Source organism: Streptomyces sp. ATCC 21386, from assembly GCF_018728545.1.
Taxonomy (GTDB): Bacteria; Actinomycetota; Actinomycetes; order Streptomycetales; family Streptomycetaceae; genus Streptomyces.
The window spans coordinates 4,369,128-4,389,039 of the sequence record NZ_JAAVVL010000001.1 but is presented as its reverse complement, the minus strand read 5'-3'; the positions used below and the strand labels follow the sequence as shown (position 1 = coordinate 4,389,039).

The window sequence follows — 19,912 nt, the reverse complement described above, 5'->3', positions numbered from 1 at the left end:
CGGGGGCCGTGGGCGCGGTGTCGGTGCGCCCCGGGCGCGTCACCGCGGTCGTCCAGGACCGCGACGGCACCGGCCACCGTGCTGACGTCCTGCTGCAGGAGCTGACGGGGGAACACTGGGACCGCTTTCTGGACATGGCGGTCGAGCGGGCCGGGCACGTGGCCGCCCTGCTCGACCGTGAGATGCCGCCGCATCTGGTCGAGGACGCCGCGACGGCCGGAGTCGAACTGCTGCCCGGGCTCGGCGATCTGGAGGCCGCGTGCGACTGCGGTGCCTGGGACCACTGCGGACACACCGCGGCGCTCTGCTACCAGGTGGCCCGCCTGCTGGATCAGGACCCGTTCGTCCTGCTGCTGATGCGCGGCCGTGCCGAGCGTGCACTGCTGGACGAGATCCACCTGCGCGCAACCGCGACCGCCGCGGACGACGGGAGGGTGTCCAGCGGCCTCGGGAGCAGCCTCGCGGACGATCACGGGGACGACGTGGACGCCGCCGAGGTGTTCGCGGCGGGTGACATCCTGCCGCCGCTGCCCGAGCCGCCCGGGCCGCCGGTGGAGCCCGGCCTGCCGCCCTCCCTGCACACCGAGACCGGGACCGCGCCGGGTCTCGACCCGGAGGCGCTGGAGTTCCTGGCGGCGCAGACGGCCCGAGAGGCACACCGGCTGCTGGCCGAGGCGTTGCGCCCCAGTCACGAGCGGCAGCCCCTGGACGACGGGTTGACGTTCGACCAGGACCTGGTGCGGCTGGCCGCCGGTGCCCCGGGGCCGGGCATCGAAGCCCGGCTCGGCGACGGTTCGGGGCGCGGCCGGGAAGGACTGGCTCTGGCCGTCCGCGCCTGGCGGTACGGCGGGGCGGCGGGTCTCGCCGTACTGGACGAGGAGTGGCACGTACCGGCGGAGCCGCTCGCACGCGCGCGTGCCGCCCTGGAGACGGCGTGGGACGAGGGCGAGCGGCCTTCGCTGCGGTCCGCGCACAACCGTTGGACGGTCGTGGGCGGATCGGCCCAGCTGCGCCTCGGGCGGGACGGCCGCTGGTGGCCCTACCGCAAGGAGCGGGGCCGCTGGGCACCGGCGGGTCCGGCGGCCCATGATCCGGCGACGGCTCTGGCATCGGTCGTCGGCGAACCCCCCGGCTGACGCGCGAGAGCGACCCTTCAGCCGGCGTCGCCGACCGGGTCGGGGAAGAGTGAGTCCAGGTCGCTGGGCAGCCCCGTCGGGAAGCCGCTGGGCAGATCGCTCGGCATCCCGCTGGGCAGATCGCTGGGGAAGCCCGAGGGCAGCGTCGGAAGATCACTGGGCAGCCCTGACGGAAGGCTCAATGACGGGGTCGGCGAGGGGCTGGTACCACCACCGGTACCGCCCGACGGCTCGTCGTCCGCCGGTCCCCCACCCCTGGCGGCCACCAGCACCACGGCGAGGACCGCGCCGAGGGTGATGATCACGGCCAGTGCGACGAGGACGAGCCTGCGACGCCCGCCGGACGAGGGTCCACCGGGCGGATCGGGCGGCTGCCAGCCCCCGCCCTGACTCGGGGGCTGCCAGCCACCTCCGCCTCCGGTCGGATCGCCCGGCGGCGGACCGTGGCCCCCTGGCGGGGGCCCGAATCCTCCGCCGTTCGACGGCGGTGTGCCGTCCGGCGGTCGCGGCGGCTGGGGCGGTGGGGTAGGCAGGCCCATACCGTCCAGAGTCGCCGCGAAACGGCCAAGGCGCGAGCCCCGCGCGGGAGTTGCTACGGATTCATGCCATGGACCGCATGATTCCGGAGAATTCCGCGCAGAGACCGAACCGGAGGAGGCGCAGAGCCGGCCGAACCAGGTCCGGCCGGATCGAGCGACGCGATCAGCCGCGCGCACCCAGCAGGTGGTCCATCGCCAGCTGGTCGAGCTGCTCGAAGGCCATGCCGCGCGCGGCGGCGGCCTCGGCGTCGAACTCCTCGAAGGCCGTCGGGTCCGCGAGCAGCGCCTGCAGTCCGTCGGCGGCCGTGGGCTGGGCCAGCTGGTCCAGGCGCGCGGCACGCAGCGCCTCCTGGACCGCCGGGTCGGCGCGGAAGGCGGCCGCGCGCTCCTTGAGGATGAGGTAGTTGCGCATGCAGCCCGCGGCCGACGCCCACACACCGTCGAAGTCCTCGGTGCGCGGCGGCTTGAAGTCGAAGTGCTTCGGCCCCGCGTAACCGGCGCTCTCCAGCAGGTCGACCAGCCAGAACGCGGAACGCAGGTCGCCCGCGCCGAAGCGGAGGTCCTGGTCGTACTTGATGCCGGACTGACCGTTGAGGTCGATGTGGAAGAGCTTGCCGGCCCACAGGGCCTGTGCGATGCCGTGCGGGAAGTTCAGCCCGGCCATCTGCTCGTGGCCGACCTCGGGGTTGACGCCGTAGAGCTCCGGGCGCTCCAGGCGCTCGATGAAGGCCAGGGCGTGGCCGACAGTCGGGAGCAGGATGTCGCCGCGCGGCTCGTTCGGCTTGGGCTCGATCGCGAACTTCAGGTCGTAGCCCTGGGAGGTGACGTACTCGCCGAGGAGGTCGAACGCCTCCTTCATGCGGTCGAGCGCGTCCCGGACGTCCTTGGCGGCGCCGGACTCGGCGCCCTCGCGGCCGCCCCAGGCGACGTAGATCTTGGCGCCGAGCTCGACCGCCAGGTCGATGTTGCGGATCGTCTTGCGCAGCGCGTAGCGGCGGACGTCGCGGTCGTTGGCGGTGAACGCGCCGTCCTTGAAGACGGGGTGCGTGAAGAGGTTGGTGGTGGCCATGGGCACGGTCATGCCGGTGGCGTCCAGGGCCGCGCGGAAGCGCTTGACGTGCTCCTCGCGCTCACCGTCCGAGGACCCGAAGGGGATCAGGTCGTCGTCGTGGAAGGTCACACCGTAGGCGCCGAGCTCCGCCAGACGCTGCACCGACTCGACCGGGTCGAGGGCGCGCCGCGTGGCGTCGCCGAACGGGTCCCGGCCCTGCCAGCCGACCGTCCACAGGCCGAAGGTGAACCTGTCGTCGGGAGTGGGTTGGTAGTTCATGCCGCGGCTCCTTGCGCTCCGACTATTTCGTCATGGCGATTTACAAATTAGTATGCGGACGCGTCTCTGGGAAGACAAGGTGTCGCCGGACGGAGACGTCAGCCGCGTCAGCGGCGGTCATGAGCCGCGTGAGAAGGAGAGCCCGATGTCAGCTGCCGAGGGTCCGCTCGTCGTCGGTGTGGACTCGTCCACACAGTCCACCAAGGCCCTGGTCGTCGATGCGGCGACCGGCCGGGTCGTGGCGAGCGGGCAGGCGCCGCACACCGTGTCCTCCGGCGCCGGCCGGGAGAGCGACCCCCGCCAGTGGTGGGACGCGCTGTGCGAGGCGCTGCGCCAGTGCGGCCAGGCGGCGCGCGAGGCCTCGGCGGTGTCCGTCGGCGGTCAGCAGCACGGCCTCGTCACCCTCGACGCCCGGGGCGAACCGGTACGTCCGGCGCTGCTGTGGAACGACGTGCGCTCCGCGCCGCAGGCGGCCCGCCTGGTCGAGGAACTGGGCGGCGCGAAGACATGGGCGGAGCGTGCCGGCAGCGTGCCCGGGCCGTCCTTCACTGTGACGAAGTGGGCCTGGCTGGCGGAGAACGAGCCCGAGGCCGTCCGCGCGACCGCAGCCGTGCGCCTGCCGCACGACTATCTCACCGAGCGTCTCACCGGCCAGGGCACGACCGATCGCGGTGACGCCTCCGGCACAGGGTGGTGGGCGTCGGCGACGGAGCAGTACGACGCCGAGGTGCTCGCCCATGTCGGGCTCGACCCGGCGCTGCTGCCCCGCGTGGTCCGGCCTGGCGAGGTCGCCGGGACCGTACGGGACGCCCACGAGCTGCCGTTCGCCAAGGGGACGCTGGTCGCCGCCGGTACGGGCGACAACGCGGCCGCCGCACTGGGACTCGGGCTGCGCCCCGGCACCCCGGTGCTGAGCCTGGGCACCTCTGGCACGGTGTACGCCGTCTCCAGGCGCCGCCCGGCGGATCCCACCGGCACGGTGGCGGGCTTCGCCGACGCGCACGGGGACTGGCTGCCGCTGGCCTGCACCCTGAACTGCACCCAGGCGGTCGACCGGGTGGCCGCCCTGCTGGGCCTGGACCGCGAGGCCGTGGAGCCCGGCACGAACGTCACCCTGCTGCCCTACCTGGACGGCGAACGCACCCCGGCCCTGCCGCACGCCTCGGGCCTGCTGCACGGGCTGCGCCACGACACGACCGGCGGGCAGCTGCTGCAGGCCGCGTACGACGGAGCCGTCCACTCCCTGCTCGGAGCCCTGGACCTGGTGCTCGACTCCGACGCGGACACCTCCGCACCGCTGCTGCTCATCGGCGGGGGCGCCCGGGGCACCGCCTGGCAGCAGACCGTGCGGCGCCTCTCGGGGCGTGCCGTGCAGGTCCCCGAGGCGAAGGAACTGGTCGCGCTGGGCGCCGCCGCGCAGGCCGCCGGGCTGCTCACCGGCGAGGACCCGGCCGCGGTCGCCCGCCGCTGGGACACCACCCGGGGGCCGGTGCTGGAGGCCGTGGAGCGGGACGAGGAGACGCTCGCCAGGATCTCCCGGGTGCTGTCCGACGCGGCCCCGCTGCTGGATCGCGCACCGGACAGCGACTGACCGGCGAGGGGGGTGTCCCGAGTGGGAAAATCTGATTCCGGCATGATCTACGGAGCACGGACAGGAAAACACACAGGGACACCCACCGGGACGCACCGACGGGAGCCGAGGGAGGCATGACCGCACCGCTGCACGAGACCCGCCCGAGCGGCTCCGGCCGCCGCCTGCCCGACAACCAGCAGGGCATGCGGCGCCGCAATCTCTCCCGGGTCATGCACACCGTCAACGCCGAGGGGCCGCTGTCCCGGGCCGCCGTCGCCTCTCACATCGGACTGACCCGAGCGGCCGTGTCGACGCTGGTGGACGAGCTGATCCGGGCGGGACTCCTGGACGAGCTGGGCCCCGAGCGTCCAGGACGGGTCGGACGGCCCGGCTCGGCGCTCGCCCTCAGCCGACGCGGCCCCGCAGGTATCGGCGCGGAGATCGGTGTCGACCACCTGGCGGTCTGCGCCGTGGACCTGCGGGGCGAGGTACGGGCTCGGGCGGTGCGGCACGGCACGAACCGCGGCAGGGCGCCGGAGCCGGTCATCGAGGAGCTGACCGAGCTGGTGCGAGGGGTGGTCGCCGAGGCGGAGGGCGAAGGCCTGTGGCCCGCTGGGCTCGCGGTCGCCGTGCCCGGGCTGGTGGCGAGCGACGCCCGCACGGTGGTCCGCGCCCCCAACCTCGACTGGCACGACACGGACCTGGGCGCCCTGCTGCCCGCCGGCCTGCCGGTGATCGTGGACAACGAGGCCAACTTCGGCGGCCTCGCGGAACTCTGGCTGGGGGACGGCACACCGTCCGACTTCCTGCACGTCTCCGCGGAGATCGGCATCGGCGGCGCGGTCGTCGTGGACGGCCGGCTGCTTCGCGGGACACGCGGATTCGCGGGCGAGTTGGGGCACGTCCCCGTCCAGCCGGAAGGCCCCGACTGCGCCTGCGGTGGACGTGGCTGCCTGGAGCAGTACGCCGGTGAGGAGGCCGTGCTCCGGGCGGCCGGGCTGGAAACGGGCGAACACCGCGTCGAGTTCCTCGCCGAGCGGGCGGCGGCCGGCGACAAGGATGTGCACCGGGCTCTGCGCGGCGCCGGCACCGCGCTCGGTGTGGCACTGACCGGCGCGGTGAATCTGCTGGACCCTCGGACGGTGGTGCTGGGAGGGGCCCTGGCCGCTCTCGCGCCCTGGTTGCTGCCCTCGCTGGAGCGGGAGTTGGCTCGGCGGACGGCCGGTCCTTCGTGTTCCGTGACCGTGTCCCGGCTGGGCCCGCAGGGCCCACTGCTGGGTGCGGCCCACTCGGTGGTGCGTGCGGTGCTGGACGATCCGGCGACGGCCGGGGTGCGCCCGTAACACGGTCGCTGCTCGTTCCCTCTGCCGGGTGACGGAGTTATCCACAACTCACTGGTTTTCCACCGATATCCAGACGCTCGATCGGCCCGACCGGCATTCGCCGTACCGTGATCCACGTCAGGCGCAGCCGTTCGACGTGCGACTGCGTCTTCGACTACGGATGCGAGTCGACCGGCACAAGCACAAGGACCACCCACCGACCGGAGAGGCAGAGCCACATGGAGCGAACCAGACCGTTGCCGAGCCGGCGGCGGCTGCTGCGGGGCGCCGCCCTCGCCGCGATCCCCTACGCGCTGCTCCCCGGCCCACGGGCCGGCGCGCAGTCGCCACACCTCGACCACTCACCCGCCCGATGGGAGCCCGCGAGCACGGCCAACTACACCGCGGCCGACCGTCCGGCCGGCCGGCCCATCGACATGGTGATCATCCATGTCACGCAGACCACGTACAAGAACACAGTGCCCGTCTTCTGGAACCCGGCGAAGCAGGTCTCCGCGCACTACCTGCTCCGGTCGGCCGACGGACGGGTCACCCAGTGCGTCCGGGAACGCGACATCGCCTGGCACGCCGGCAACTGGGACTACAACGCGCGGAGCATAGGCATCGAGCACGAGGGCTGGATCGACCGCCCCGAGTACTTCACCTCCGCCATGTACGAGCAGTCCGCGGCGCTCACCTCCGCGATCTGCGACAGGCACGGTATCCCGAAGGACCGCGCCCACATCATCGGCCACTACGAGGTGCCGGGCACCGACCACACCGATCCGGGGCCGCACTGGGACTGGGACCGCTACATACGCCTGGTCGCCGCCGCCTGACATGGCCGAAGCGCGCGGCCTGCCGGAGCGCACACGGCTTGTCGCAGCGCACATGGCTTGGTCGGAGCGCACGGTCGTCGGAGCGGGAGCGCACGGCTTGTCGCAGCGCACGGCTTGTCGGGGTGCGGGTCCGGCGGTGACGATGGGTTCCAGCCGCGCGCACGTGTCCGGGAGGCCGAGTTGACCGATCCTTGGGTGGCTCTGGAGCCGGGAGCCGACCCCGTCGAGCGGGTGCGGGTGCTGCGTCGCGCGCACGAGGCGTTCACGCTGCGGGGCACGGTGGCGCGACCGGTGCGTTCGGTGGTGGCGGACTCGTGGCGGCGTTCGGCGAAGGCGGGTGTCGGACCGGAGGGCACCGCCCGGGTGGAACTGACGGACGGCGACCTCGGTTCCTATCGCGCCGAGCATCCGCTGGCCCGGGTGATGCCGTTGGTGCGCGAGTTGCTGGGCACGTTCGCGTCGGACGGCGAGCATCTGCTGGCCGTCTGCGACGCACAGGGCAGGCTGCTGTGGGTCGAGGGGGACGCGGCGACCAGACGGCGGGCCGACCGGATGAACTTCGTACCGGGTGCGCGGTGGGCGGAGTCCGCTGTCGGGACGAACGCTCCGGGCACCGCGGTGGCCGTGGACCGGCCCGTGCAGGTGTTCGCGGCCGAGCACTTCATACGGCGGGTGCAGCCCTGGACGTGCGCGGCGGCGCCGGTGCACGATCCACGGACCGGGCGAGTGCTCGGTGCGATCGACATCACCGGCGGCGACGGCCTGGCGCATCCGCACAGCCTGGGTTTCGTGCAGGCGGTCGCGCGGGCCGCCGAGTCCCAGCTCGCGCTGCTCACCCCGCCCGGGGCGTCGGGGGACGCGCTCGAACTGGCCGCGCTGGGCCGGGACGAGGCCCAACTACTGGTCAGAGGGCGGAAGATCAGGCTCAGCCGCCGGCACAGCGAGATCCTGGTACTGCTCGCCCGCCATCCGGAGGGCCTGTCCGGCGACGAGCTACTCTGCGCGCTGTACGAGGACGAGTCCGTGACGCCGGTGACGTTGCGGGCCGAGCTGGCGCGGCTGCGCCGTCTCCTCGGGCCGGGGTTGCTGGGGTCACGGCCGTACCGGCTGATGGTCCCCCTCGAGTCCGATGTGGCGGTGGTGGAAAGGAGACTGGAGACAGGTGCGGTGACGGCGGCCGCGTCGGCGTACGCGGGCCCGCTGCTGCCGGGCTCGCAGGCGCCGGCCGTCGCCCGGCTGCGGCGCAGGCTCGCCGACGGGCTGCGCACGGCGCTCATAGCCGGGCGCGACCCCGACCTCCTGGCGGACTGGGCGCACGCCCCGTGGGGCGAGGACGACCTGGAGGTGTGGCGGGCACTGGCAGCCGTGCGCCCCACACCGGCCGTACGGTCCCGGCTGCGCGAGCTGGAGTCGGAGCTGTCGGTGCCGACGTCGTGGGCACGCCCTCGGCCTCGGCGGCAGTAGGGACGTTTCGGGCGGAGGGCAGGGAGGGCTGGGGGCGGGGCGGGGCGGGGCGGGGCGGGGCGGGGCGGGGGCGCAACGTCGTTGCAACATTCCGGTTTCTAGCCTCCTCCCGAGAGCCGCCCAACGGCGGGTGGCGCTTCTGGGGAGGCAGGTATTCATGACCCGTTTCGCAGCGCCCGGTACGGATGGCGCGGTCGTCTCCTACGAGGCGCGTTATGACCATTTCATCGGGGGTGAGTACGTGCCGCCAGCGCGCGGTCAGTACTTCGAGAACCCGAGTCCGGTGAACGGGCTGCCGTTCACGGAGATCGCGCGGGGTACGAGCGAGGACGTGGAGCGCGCGTTGGACGCGGCGCACGCGGCCGCGCCGGGTTGGGGGCGCACGTCCGTGACCGAGCGTTCGGACGTACTGCGGAGGATCGCCGACCGGATGGAGGCGAACCTGGAGCAGTTGGCGGTCGCGGAGAGCTGGGAGAACGGCAAGCCGGTGCGGGAGACGCTGGCCGCGGACATCCCGCTCGCCATCGACCACTTCCGCTACTTCGCGGGGGCGATCCGCGCGCAGGAGGGTTCGCTGGCGGAACTCGACGATGACACGGTGGCGTACCACTTCCATGAGCCGCTGGGTGTGGTCGCCCAGATCATCCCGTGGAACTTCCCGATCCTCATGGCGACCTGGAAGCTCGCGCCCGCGCTGGCGGCGGGCAACGCGGTCGTGCTCAAGCCGGCGGAGCAGACCCCGGCGTCCATCCATGTGTGGATGAGCCTGGTGGCGGATCTGCTGCCGCCGGGTGTGGTGAACATCGTCAACGGGTTCGGGGTCGAGGCGGGCAAGCCGCTGGCATCGAGTCCGCGGGTGGCGAAGGTGGCGTTCACGGGTGAGACGACGACGGGACGTCTGATCATGCAGTACGCCTCGGAGAACATCACTCCGGTGACGCTCGAACTCGGTGGGAAGTCGCCGAACATCTTCTTCGACGACGTGTGGTCGGCGAACGACGACTTCCGCGACAAGGCCCTCGAAGGCTTCACGATGTTCGCGCTCAACCAGGGCGAGGTGTGCACCTGTCCGTCGCGGGCGCTGGTGCAGCGCGGCAACTACGCCGAGTTCATGGAGGCGGCAGTCGCCCGCACGGAGCAGATCAAGACCGGGCACCCGCTGGACACCGACACCATGATCGGCGCTCAGGCGTCCAACGACCAGCTGGAGAAGATCCTCTCCTATCTGGACATCGGGCGGCAGGAGGGCGCCAAGGTACTGACCGGCGGGGAACGCATCGAGCACGACGGCGAGCTCAAGGGCGGTTACTACGTCCAGCCGACGATCTTCGAGGGTGACAACCGGATGCGGATCTTCCAGGAGGAGATCTTCGGTCCGGTCGTCTCCGTGACCTCGTTCAACGACTTCGACGACGCCATCAAGATCGCCAACGACACCCTGTACGGGCTGGGCGCGGGAGTCTGGACGCGCGACAGCAACACGGCCTATCGCGCGGGCCGTTCCATCCAGGCGGGCCGTGTCTGGACGAACTGCTACCACGCCTACCCGGCGCACGCCGCGTTCGGCGGCTACAAGGGGTCGGGCATCGGCCGCGAAACGCACAAGATGATGCTGGATCACTACCAGCAGACGAAGAACTTGTTGGTGTCGTACTCGCCGAAGAAGCTGGGCTTCTTCTAGGCACAGAAAAAGGGCGCCTGACCTGGTTAAACACGAGTCAGGCGCCCTTCGATGCCTGGACTCAGGTACCGAGTCGTTATGTACCCCTACTCCCAATATCTCCCGCAGGTATCCCACGTCTGACCAGCTGTTCCGGGGTATATCCGGGCCAGATCCCGCTTACGCGCCTTCACGGCCGCCGTCCGGTGCCTCCCATTGCTTCATCGACTCCTCGATCATCCGGTTGGCGTGGTCCCGTGCCTCGGCCAGGAACTTGGCGTAGTAGCGGAAGAGAACCTGGATGCTCTGTCCCGCTCGGCGTGCGCACTCTGCGGGGTCGACACCGGATGCCAGCCAGAACGAGATGCCGGCATGACGCAGGTCGTAGGGGCGCTTGGCAAGTTCGAGGGCGTGCTCCTCAAGCGTGAGGGTGGCCTCGCGTGCTCGTCTCCAGGTGATGCTGTATGCCGCGAAATCGATGCAGTTCCCGGCTGCGTTCTGGAACACTCTGCCGTCGGCCGCGACGCCGAAGCGCTGGATGTGCTCGCTCAGCATGCGGACGAGTACTGGAGGTATGGGCACAGGGCGCGTGGCCTTGCTCGCGCGCCGTTTCAGCAAGTGGATTTCGTGGACGGCACCGTCATCCGTCCACTCCTTGCCGGCGGTCACTACACCGCCTTTGAGATTGAGCAGACCCCAGCCGTTCGCCGGCAGACGGCACTGGTTCCGCTTCAGGTGAATGACCTCTGCCGGGCGCAGGGACGCGTAGTACATGCAGCCGAAGAAGGCGTAGAGGTGGGGTCCACGGCCAGGCTGAGCTTGTTCCGCTTTGACGGACACCATCGGTGTGGTGGTCAGGTCGCCAGTGCGGCCTCGTATTCGGCGGGACTGCGGTAACCGAGGCTGCTGTGTAGTCGGTGCAAGTTGTACCAGCTCTCGATCCACTCAAAGATCGCGGTGTGGGCGGCGGACCTGCTGGGCCAGGGCTGGGTGCCGATCAGCTCGTTCTTCAAGGTGGCGAAGAACGACTCGGCCAGCGCGTTGTCCCAGCACTGGCCGGTGCGGCCGACCAACAGCCGGATGCCCAACTCGCTTGTGAACAGGGAGAATTCATGGCTTGTGTACTGGCAGCCGCGGTCGGAATGAAAGATCACCGACCCGGCGGGGCGGCGCTGGTGGCAGGCGGCTCGCAGGGCGTCGGCGACCAGCTCGGTGCGCAGGTGGTCGGCCGTGGCCCAGCCGACCACCCGGCGGGAGGCGATGTCGATGACGGTGGCCAGGTAGAGCCAGCCCTCGTCGGTGGGGATGTAGGTGATGTCGCCGCACCAGCGGGCGTCGGTCGCCATCGGGTCGGGCCGGAAGTCGCGCACGACCAGGTCGGGGCGGGTGGCCGCGTGCGGGTCGGGGATCGTGGTGCGGTGTCGTCGTCTGCGGTGCCTGGGCTTGATCCGCTTTGACGGACATCGAAGATCAGGGGCTTCGGCCCCGGAAGGATGATGTCCATCATGGAGAGCATGGGGAAGAAGAAGCCGCATCCTCGCCGCTCGTTCACGCCGGAGTTCAAGGCCGAGATCGTCGAGCTGTGCCAGCGCGGGGACCGCTCGGTCGGTCAGGTTGCCAAGGACTTCGACCTGACCGGGACCGCGGTAACGTGGATGCGCGCATACCGCGGAGCTGTGTCCGGTGCCCAGGCCGGGACCGGGCGGTGAGCTCGCCGGCATCGGTGCTGATCCGCCACCGTGCCGCGTCGGGCTACCAGCGCGCCCCGGTCATGCGCACGCCGAACCGGGTGTGCTCGGGCAGCCGGTGCCGGTCGGCGACCGCTTTGCGTAGGCGAGCATCTCCGGCTGATGCGCGTACACCCTCGTCCATTCCGGGTTCGGCGCGAACGAGTAGCTGTAGAGCCGTGACGGCACATCGCGCTGGCAGCCCGGATAGGTGTTGGCCCGCCACGTGCCGCCGAAGTCGTCGGCGGCCTCAATGATCAGGAAGTCCCGGATCCCGGCCCTCGCGCAACCTGACCCCCGCGCCGACGCCGGAGATGCCGATGGAGTTCGACCCGCGCGACCCGAAGGTCCTCTACTACGGCTCCGAGGTCGTCAACCGCTCCACGGACGGCGGCGAGACCTGGCAGCCCATCAGCCCCGACCTGTCCGGCGGCCCGGGCACCGACCCCGTCTACCCCAACTACGGCACCATCACCTCGATCGCCCCGGCATCCGACGGACGCACCATCTACGCAGGCACGGACGACGGCCGCGTCTGGGTCACCAGGAACCGCGGCGCCACCTGGACGAAGCTGGCCGAGGGACGACCATGGGTGACCCGGGTCGCGGTCGACCCGAAGAACCCGAACCGGGTGTGGACCACCCACTCCGGCTACCGCTCCGGCTCCCCGCTCCCCCATGTGTACGGCAGCACCGACGGCGGCCGGCACTGGCGGAACCTGTCGGGCAACCTCCCGGACTCACCCGTCAGCGACCTGGTCGTAGCGCGCGGCGGCATCCTCTACATCGCCACCGACCAGGGCGTGTTCACCAGCGCCACACGCGGCGGCCGGTGGCTCCGCCTCGGCCGAGGAATGCCACAGGTCCCGGTCGACGACATCGAGTACGACGCGGGACAGCACCGCCTGGTGGCGGCGACGTTCGGCAGGGGCTTCTACGAGCTGACGACGCCCTGAGCTGCGGATGCCGGGGATAGTCAGGCAGACACGTCGAGCGCGGCGATGCCGGATTCGGCGCCGTGGCCCTGAGGCGGCGCCCGTGGCGCACATGTGAGACTCGGTCGGACTGCAAACGCACCCAACCGAAGGTGACGCCAACCATGACCGACTTTCCTGAATCAACGCTGGTGGTCACCGGATCAACAGGACGCCTGGGTGGGCGCGTGGCCCGCCGGCTGGCCGAGCGCGGCATCGCGCAGCGGCTGCTGGTGCGTAACCCCGAGCGGGTTCCCGAGCTGCCCGGTGCCACGGCGGTCGGAGGCAGTTACCACGACCATGACGCCGTAGTCCGCGGTCTGAGCGGGGCGAAGACCGTGTTCATGGTGTCCGCTTCCGAGAGCGCCGACCGGCTCGACCAGCACAAGGCCTTCGTGGACGCCGCGGCAGAGGCGGGCGTCGGGCACCTCGTCTACGTGTCCTTCTTCGGCGCCGCGCCGGACGCCGTGTTCACGCTGGCCCGCGATCACTTCCACACCGAGGAGCACATCCGGGCCAGCGGGATGGCGTACACCTTCCTGCGCGACAATCTGTACGCCGGGTTCGTCCCCGACCTGGCCGGTGAGGACGGTGTCATCCGCGGTCCGGCCGGGCAGGGACGTGCGGCCTTCGTCTCCCACGACGACATCGCCGACGCCGCCGCCACGGTCCTCGCCCGGCCGGCCGGGCACGCCGGTGCCGTCTACGACCTGACCGGTCCCGAGTCCCTGACCCTGGACGAGGCGGCGGCGATCGTGTCGGAGGTGCTCGGCCACACCATCACCTACCACCCCGAGACGGTCGAGGAGGCATACGCCTCCCGCGCCTCCTACGGTGCCCCGCAGTGGCAGCTCGACGCCTGGGTGTCCACCTACACGGCCATCGCGGCCGGCCAACTCGACGGCGTCAGCGACGCGGTCCCCCGCCTCACCGGCCACCCCGCCACCCCCCTCGCCGACGTCATCCGCGCCGCCCGCAGAGGGGCGGGACTGTAAGACGTTCGGTGTAACTCCCGATCATGGAAGATGCATCGATGACCAGTGAGAACGCGTCCGGATCCGAGGCTGTCGAACTCGTGGGTCGGGCACCTCGGCCAGCCGCTCCAGCAGGCGCGGGACCTCGTCGGATACGACCTCGGGATGCTTGCGGAGCTGGTCAAGGGCACGCGGGACCAGCGATGATGCGTCGACAGGCACGGTCTTCCACTCGGATCACGGGGCGCAGAGAACCACATGATCTTCAAAGCCCGTGCCTGCCACGTCCCGGGTACCACCGAGCTGGCAGACCGCCATGAACCGGCCCCACACGACGACGTCGAAGCCTGGAAGCAGGGCCGGTCAGTCGCTGTCGAAGCCGCCCGAGTCCACGTCGGCGCTGTCTCCGCTGTCCCCCGAGTCGGGCCCGCCCGGCGGCCCGGCCGCTTCGCGGAGCTGTGCGCTCACCTTGCCGGAGAGGAATACCCCGGTGATCCCGCCCGCTATGCAGGCCATCATGAGGGCCAACCCCGAGAAGAACAGGGCGGTCCACGGTGGGCTGCTGGTGTCCACGTCGAAGAACATGAGCAGGAACACGCCCGGGGGCAAACCGAAGATCCACGGAACGCCGACGGTAGCCGTCGTCACGTTCTGGTGGAGATCGGAGAAATGGCCGGCGTCCCGTGGCGTCGCCGCCCGTCCCGGCCACGCGACCGGGATCAGGGCGACCGCCTGGCAGACCAGGCAGGCGAGTTGGACGACGGCATAGCCCGCGAATGAGAGCGGGCGCGACCAGTAGTACACCAACCCGGCCAGGGCGCTGAGGAATGTGCCCGCGTTGCCCGCTACCACCCACACTGAGCGGGACCGTATGAAGTCGGACACCGCGTCGAACACCTCCACCCAGAACCATCCCTGGGTGCAATCTCTCAGCCTGAGGTTGTATTTGATGCTGTTCAGCATGCGCCCCCGAATGTGCCGGTGTTGTCCCTGCCTTGCATCATGCCCACGTCAGGGGGATGTTCCACCTGGCGCAACCTCGCCGCCGGAGCCCTACGCACGGCCGGAGTGAAGAACATCGCGGCCGGTCTCCGCCGCAACGCCGGCGCCCCTCGCAGCCCCTCGCACTCCTCGGCCTCGGATGGTCACGAACCGGACGTCATGCGACTACGCCGAAGCCCTGGGCACGAGGGTGCCGCTGCAGTACCAGGTGTCAATACCGCTGGCGGTGTCGCTGGTGCTGTATGTGTTGATCGGGTTCCTTCGGCCCGAGGACACGCCGGAGCGGTTGGCGATCATTGAGAGCGTGAACACGGACGGGAGCGGGAGCGCGGCGGCGCGTCCGCCGGTTCCGGAATCGGCGGACGCGGTGGGCGGCAAGGACTGAGGGATCTCGCCCCCGCCCCTACTACTCCAGCAGGATTTCGCTGTTTGACCTGGTCTTTTCGCCGGGTGGCGGGAGTGTAGCGGGACTTCGATCGTGCGGGGGCGGTCTCACGGAGACCGCCCCTCGATCGTGCGACAACGCCGCAGGTAGTGACAGCGGCGGGCGACCGCTTGGCGTTTGCGGCGCCAGTTCGACCAGCTCAGCGCGTGGTGTCGTCCGCGGTGTCCGCTCAGGTGCGGGGGCCGGGCACGACAAGCTGCCAGGAGTCGCCGAACCTCCGCCACTGTGAGCCCGATGACCCCGGGTGTCTCACCTGTTCCGCCCTTTTTTCCCAGGGCTGGTGTGCCGTGGCGGCCAGGAAGGCGTGAGCGAGCATGGCCAGAGTGATGTGCCGATACCAGCCCACGTAACGGCGGACCTCGTACTGGTCCAGGCCGCACTCGTTCTTCGCGGCCTGGAAGCACTCTTCGATCGCCCAGCGCGCCCCGGCGACCCGCACCAGTTCCTGGACGGTGACCTGAAGGGGTGTGTAGGCGAGGTAGTAGGCGATCTCGTCGGGCTTGCTGATGCTGCGCCGGGCCAGCGCCCACCGCATCCGGTGAGGGACCTCGCCCTGATAGTCGAACTCGGCGACGGCCGGCAGCCGCACCGCTGCCCAGTGGTAGACGCGGGGCCCCTTTGCGCCGTCACCGCAGGAGATCTTCTCCCATGCCTCGTCCGGGGCCTGCGCGAACAGCCCCTCGATCCGTGAACAGCCCACGCTGAACTGGGACTTGGGCACGGCCAGTACGTAGCCGACACCCGACTGTTCCAGCAGCCGGCGGAATCGGTTGTCCTGGCCGTAGGCGGAATCCGCAGTGACCCAGGTAATGGGCAGCGGCGAGGCCAGGGCCCGCAGCACCATGTGCCGGGCCAGTTCGCCCTTGGTGGCGAACTCCCGCTCGTCGGGGACCCTTGCGGTGCGGCAGCGTTCCCGGTCCCCAATCCAGGACTTCGGGAGGTAGAGCTCACGGTCGACCAGGGCCCGGCCGCGGGCGGAGGCATAGGCGGCGAAGACGCCGATCTGGCAGTTCTCGGTGCGGCCTGCGGTTCCCGAGTACTGGCGCTGGACTCCGGCCGAGGTGGTGCCCTTCTTGATGAACCCGGTGTCGTCGATGACCAGGACGCCGTCGGCCTCGCCGAGCTTGGCGGCGACGTATTCCTGCAGGTCGTCGCGGATGTCATCGGGCTCCCACTTCGATCCGGCGAGGAGGTGCTGCAGGCCGTCAGGGGTGCAGTGGCCGGCCTGTTCGGCCAGCTGCCAGCTGTTCTTGCGGGCAACCGGGGCGAGCAGCCCGCGCACGTAGTCCCGCATGCGGCGGAGCTCGACCCGGCCGAAGCGGTGCCCGATGGTCAGGAAGAGATCGTCCAGTTCGAGGTCCCACTGCGCGGCGGCAGACTCGGTGATCACCCTCTGAGGCTGCCCCGCCGCTGTCACTACCTGCGGCGTTGTCGCACGATCGAGGGGCGGTCTCCGTGAGACCGCCCCCGCACGATCGAAGTCCCGCTACACTCCCGCCACCCGGCGAAAAGACCAGGTCAAACAGCGAAATCCTGCTGGAGTACTACCCGTTCCCATCCCTGGGGGCTGCGCCCCCAGACCCCCGCTTCGGCCCTGAACGGGCCTTCTCCTCAAACGCCGGACGGGCTGAAAATCAGCCCCTCCGGCGATTGAGGAGCGGAGGTTCGGGGGCGGCGGAGGCGAGGAAAACGGCCCCATCCGCTCCCGCACCCGCCCCGCGTCCCCGTGCCCCAGCCGCTCCAGGAGTTCCAGGGCCTCCCGCCAGCACGCCGCCGCCTCCGTGCTGTCGCCGTGCGAGAAGTGGGACTCCGCCAAGTGGTCCAAGGTCTCCGCGATCTCGCCCAGGTCGCGCCCGTTCCACCAGCGCGGACGGGAGGGGCGCTGGGGCCGCTCAACCCGACGGAGGTGGGATGTGTCCCGCCGGATCGACCCTGCACACAACTTCCACACGATCCTGCTGGCACTTGTGAAGAGCGTCGAAGCGCTTCCGGCAACCTATTGTGACCCAGCGCATACCGCAGCTACCCTTCAACTTCCCTTTCTCCGCATCCATTTTTCAACTCGCTTCACAGCATGCCCAGTCGGCCAGGAGCCAGTGTCGTCTCGTGGCGCGGTTCATCAGGATGACCAGGGGAGTTCCTCATGACTGCACCTCTCGACGGCCCCGGATTCCCGAACGACCAGGCCACCGATTTCGTGCGGGAGTTCCAGGCCACCGTGGCCCCCACGTACGCGAACCGGGCCAAGTTGGGGACGAGTCCGCCGTTGTTCATCCTGCGCGTGCCGCAGGCGTCGTACCAGGGCGGCGTCAACCGCGTCGTGGCCGCCCTGACTGGGGCACTCAGTCAGCGCGTGCCTTACGCCCATCTGCCCATCGGTACCAGGGAGGACTCCGGCTCTGTCAGGGCGGACCCCGACTCCGGTCTGCCCTCCGTGGACGCGGGGAGACAGCTGTTCCGCAGTGCTCCGGAGCACATGACACCCGACCGCTTCCCGCAGTTCCACGTCATGTGCGGCCTGGTCGAGTACATCAGGTCGAACCCGGGCAGGTGGGCCACCACCGACGACATGGAAGCGGCGCTGCGCAGGGACGCCGGTGAGCTGCGGGCCCAGCGGGGCGGCCTGTTGGCGTTCACCAGGATGCAGGGCCCGGACGACGGGGGCGGGATCGCCGGCTTCCTGGCGAAGCTCAGCTGGCTGTCGTTCGTCCAGTTGCTGCCCCGGTGGCTCTGGGCCCGCCGTATCTCCCGCACAGTCGTGCGGAGCTGGCTCGGCGCGGAGCGGGTGGCCCAGGGCAGCAAGAACCTGTTCCGGGTGATGGACCAGGTGGCCGCGATACGTTCAATGCAGCTCATGGCCGACCCGGCCGACGAGGAGGCGCTGCAGGAGTTCGACTGGCTCGTCCTGCGGGCCCTCATGGAGGACCTGAGCAGACCCGTGATCGGCCGGATCCTGCCAGGCAGGCGCCGTCGGACCTGCCGCCCGGTCCTGTTCGTGAAGATCCCTCCGGGGGGAGAGCCCGGCGCCCGCGCCGCGGAGCGCTTTCTGCGCTCTCTGCATCGGGCCCAGGGCACAGCGAAGCCGCCGGGCCCGCTCGTCATCGCCGTGGGTGTGCCCTCCGACACGCTGCTGCAGGAGCTGGGCAATCCGTCCGAGAGCACGTTTCCGGATGCGAGCGTGCGCCTCGCCGACCATGCCTCCGCAGGCGAACCCCCGGTCCTCGTTACCATCTCGGAAAGAGCCCTCGCGGCGCGCGGGGTACCCGTCCCGCCCGCGACGACGCGGACGTTCAGATTCAGCCGGTATGTTCCGACCTCGATCGCGAGCGGGGTCACCGCCCTGGCCCTGCTCGCGGTGGCGCTGCTACTCCCGCCCGTCTTCCCCGCTCCCCGGGACTGCGTCGGCGGCACCGCGTCCGTGGCGGAGTCCGCCCCCGCGGAGCCGATACAGGTGGATACCACCGGCTGGTACGAGGCGGCCGTGAAGACCATCGAAGAGCAGAATAAGCGGGTCGCGCAGTACGCCGACCAGGGCCGGACCGTACGGACCGTCGTCTCCTTCGTGTCCGACCCGCCGAAAAGCGACGACGAGACGCGCTTCGACGGGACGATCCCGGAGCTGCGCGGCATCGCGATGTGGCAGCAGAAGCTGAACAAGGAGGCGGCCGCGGACGACGCCCTGATACCCCTGCACGTGGACGTACGCCAGGCAGGGGTCGCCTTCCACGACGCCGAGAGCGAGGCGAAGAAGCTCGTCGCGGAAATGGAACAGGAGGAGAGCGTTCCGGCGCGCGAGCGGGTCGTCGGCGTCCTCGCCTTCGCGCAGAGCCGGAACGAGACCCGGGCCGCTCTCCGGGTGCTCGGCGAGGCGGGCATCCCCACGATCGGCACCACCGCGACCGCCGACGAGATGCTCTCCGGCCCGGCCACCCGGACCTACTGGCCGTCCACTCCGTTCAACTCGCGCGAGGCCAGGATCGAGGCGGACTTCGCGTACACGGAGAACCTCGTGGCCGAGCCGGGCGCTGAGGACGCCTGCACCCCGGCCCGGCACGCGATCGTGATCGAGAGTTCCGTGGACCTGTACAGCCACAGCCTCGCCGGCCAGTTCATCAGCGCGTTCAAGGGCACGCACCAGGTGTTCGACTTCAATCAGGAGGGCGACTTCGGCTCCGCTCCGCTGAGCGGCGCAATCAGCCAGCCCGATGCCGACCTGTTGGCGCGGGCGCTGTGCGACGTGTTCGAGGACAAGCCGGACTCGGTCTTGTACTGGTCAGCTCGGGCCAAGGACTTTACCGCGCTCATCAACTCCATGGACACCGCCGGGACCTGCACCGGGCGCGACCTGACCGTGCTCGGCGGCAACGAACTGACCAATGTGGCCCAGACCGGGGCCTTCGCCAACAAGGACTGGTTGCGCCTGTACTACTCCGCGCACCGGCTGCCCGCCGACGCTCCGGGCGCGAGCGACAGGACCCGCCAGTTCGTGGCCGAATACGACGCCTACGTGAAGGCCACCACCGAGGGCACGGACCCCTGGCGGCAGGACGGGCACTCAGCTGTCTCGTACGACGCCTTCCACGTCCTGTCGCAGGCAGTGCGCGAGGCCGGACTGCACGACCCGGACATCGACCGCAAGTCCGTCCTGCTGGTCCTCGGCAGCGGCATCGCCTTTGACGGAGCGACGGGCTACGTCTCCTACGACGGCGCCAACGCCCCGCCCCACGACAAGACCCTCGTCCTGCTGCGCCAGTCGGGGAACCACCCGGAGGCCGTCCTCGCCTGCGGCGCCTACCGCCAGGACGAGTCGAGCGAAACCCAGGGACCGCCCTGCACGGGCTGATCAACCGCTCCCGGCGCTCTCCATCGCCTCGCACCCCTCGCCTCTCGCCCCTCGGGGCGAAGCCGGTCATCGCGTGCGTTCCAC

16 protein-coding genes and 2 pseudogenes are annotated in these 19,912 nt (G+C 70.5%); 11 read left to right on the top strand and 7 right to left on the bottom strand.

All coding sequences use genetic code 11. The annotated features are described in order from the left end of the window. Positions 1-1,136 (top strand): SWF or SNF family helicase (locus GWK25_RS18975; protein ID WP_215451752.1); only part of this gene is annotated, 1,136 nt, incomplete at its 5' end. 17 nt (positions 1,137-1,153) lie between these two features. On the opposite strand, the gene GWK25_RS18970 is transcribed toward GWK25_RS18975, so the two are convergent. Beyond that, positions 1,154-1,441, bottom strand: coding sequence for a hypothetical protein (locus tag GWK25_RS18970; RefSeq protein ID WP_308404263.1), 288 nt, complete (start codon positions 1,439-1,441; stop codon positions 1,154-1,156). Between the two features lie 397 nt (positions 1,442-1,838). Next, positions 1,839-3,005 carry a xylose isomerase gene (gene xylA, locus GWK25_RS18965; protein ID WP_215451751.1) on the bottom strand — a complete coding sequence of 389 codons (1,167 nt, stop codon included), beginning with the start codon at positions 3,003-3,005 and terminating at the stop codon, positions 1,839-1,841. Positions 3,006-3,150: 145 nt separating this feature from the next. Between xylA and xylB the strand changes: the two genes are divergently transcribed. From xylB to GWK25_RS18940, 5 genes are all read left to right on the top strand, one after another. Next, the gene (gene xylB, locus GWK25_RS18960; protein WP_215451750.1) at positions 3,151-4,596 is read left to right on the top strand and encodes a xylulokinase; all 1,446 of its coding nucleotides are present in this window, start codon (positions 3,151-3,153) and stop codon (positions 4,594-4,596) included. Positions 4,597-4,712: 116 nt separating this feature from the next. Beyond that, positions 4,713-5,921, top strand: coding sequence for an ROK family transcriptional regulator (locus GWK25_RS18955; RefSeq protein WP_215451749.1), 1,209 nt, complete (start codon positions 4,713-4,715; stop codon positions 5,919-5,921). A gap of 218 nt (positions 5,922-6,139) precedes the next feature. Then, a complete protein-coding gene (locus GWK25_RS18950) occupies positions 6,140-6,739 on the top strand; it encodes an N-acetylmuramoyl-L-alanine amidase (protein ID WP_215451748.1) in 600 nt (199 codons plus the stop codon). A gap of 180 nt (positions 6,740-6,919) precedes the next feature. Then, positions 6,920-8,203, top strand: a complete 1,284-nt coding sequence (locus GWK25_RS18945; RefSeq protein ID WP_215451747.1) for a GAF domain-containing protein — start codon at positions 6,920-6,922, stop codon at positions 8,201-8,203. A gap of 157 nt (positions 8,204-8,360) precedes the next feature. After that, complete coding sequence (locus tag GWK25_RS18940) at positions 8,361-9,884, top strand: aldehyde dehydrogenase family protein (RefSeq protein ID WP_215451746.1); 1,524 nt, start codon at positions 8,361-8,363, stop codon at positions 9,882-9,884. 159 nt (positions 9,885-10,043) lie between these two features. Here GWK25_RS18940 and GWK25_RS18935 read toward each other — a convergent pair whose 3' ends face one another. Together GWK25_RS18935 and GWK25_RS18930 are read right to left on the bottom strand one after the other, a co-directional pair. Next, positions 10,044-10,706 (bottom strand): integrase, encoded by a 663-nt coding sequence (locus tag GWK25_RS18935; RefSeq protein ID WP_251828920.1) that lies wholly within the window; start codon positions 10,704-10,706, stop codon positions 10,044-10,046. Between the two features lie 11 nt (positions 10,707-10,717). Next, on the bottom strand, positions 10,718-11,398 hold the full coding sequence (locus GWK25_RS18930) for an IS3 family transposase (RefSeq protein ID WP_215451745.1): 681 nt from the start codon (positions 11,396-11,398) through the stop codon (positions 10,718-10,720). Between GWK25_RS18930 and GWK25_RS18925 the strand changes: the two genes are divergently transcribed. Continuing rightward, on the top strand, positions 11,369-11,572 hold the full coding sequence (locus GWK25_RS18925) for a transposase (protein ID WP_251830811.1): 204 nt from the start codon (positions 11,369-11,371) through the stop codon (positions 11,570-11,572). The two genes, GWK25_RS18930 and GWK25_RS18925, sit on opposite strands and share 30 nt — an antisense overlap. A 60-nt stretch (positions 11,573-11,632) precedes the next feature. Here GWK25_RS18925 and GWK25_RS44760 read toward each other — a convergent pair. Then, positions 11,633-11,866 (bottom strand): annotated as a pseudogene (locus GWK25_RS44760) (hypothetical protein); the annotation flags it as partial. A 44-nt stretch (positions 11,867-11,910) separates the two neighbouring features. Here GWK25_RS44760 and GWK25_RS18920 point away from each other — a divergent pair. Together GWK25_RS18920 and GWK25_RS18915 are read left to right on the top strand one after the other, a co-directional pair. Further along, positions 11,911-12,546, top strand: a complete 636-nt coding sequence (locus GWK25_RS18920; RefSeq protein ID WP_251828919.1) for a hypothetical protein — start codon at positions 11,911-11,913, stop codon at positions 12,544-12,546. Positions 12,547-12,689: 143 nt separating this feature from the next. Then, a complete protein-coding gene (locus GWK25_RS18915) occupies positions 12,690-13,559 on the top strand; it encodes an SDR family oxidoreductase (protein ID WP_215451743.1) in 870 nt (289 codons plus the stop codon). 342 nt (positions 13,560-13,901) lie between these two features. Here GWK25_RS18915 and GWK25_RS18910 read toward each other — a convergent pair whose 3' ends face one another. Then, the gene (locus GWK25_RS18910) at positions 13,902-14,501 is read right to left on the bottom strand and encodes a hypothetical protein (protein WP_215451742.1); all 600 of its coding nucleotides are present in this window, start codon (positions 14,499-14,501) and stop codon (positions 13,902-13,904) included. A gap of 229 nt (positions 14,502-14,730) precedes the next feature. Here GWK25_RS18910 and GWK25_RS18905 point away from each other — a divergent pair. Then, positions 14,731-14,925 (top strand): annotated as a pseudogene (locus GWK25_RS18905) (Na+:solute symporter); the annotation flags it as partial. Positions 14,926-15,154: 229 nt separating this feature from the next. Here GWK25_RS18905 and GWK25_RS18900 read toward each other — a convergent pair. Then, on the bottom strand, positions 15,155-16,375 hold the full coding sequence (locus GWK25_RS18900; RefSeq protein WP_374200621.1) for an IS701 family transposase: 1,221 nt from the start codon (positions 16,373-16,375) through the stop codon (positions 15,155-15,157). 753 nt (positions 16,376-17,128) lie between these two features. On the opposite strand from GWK25_RS18900, the gene GWK25_RS18895 reads away from it, so the two are divergent. Continuing rightward, positions 17,129-19,828, top strand: coding sequence for an ABC transporter substrate-binding protein (locus GWK25_RS18895; protein WP_215451741.1), 2,700 nt, complete (start codon positions 17,129-17,131; stop codon positions 19,826-19,828). Positions 19,829-19,912: the final 84 nt, after the last annotated feature.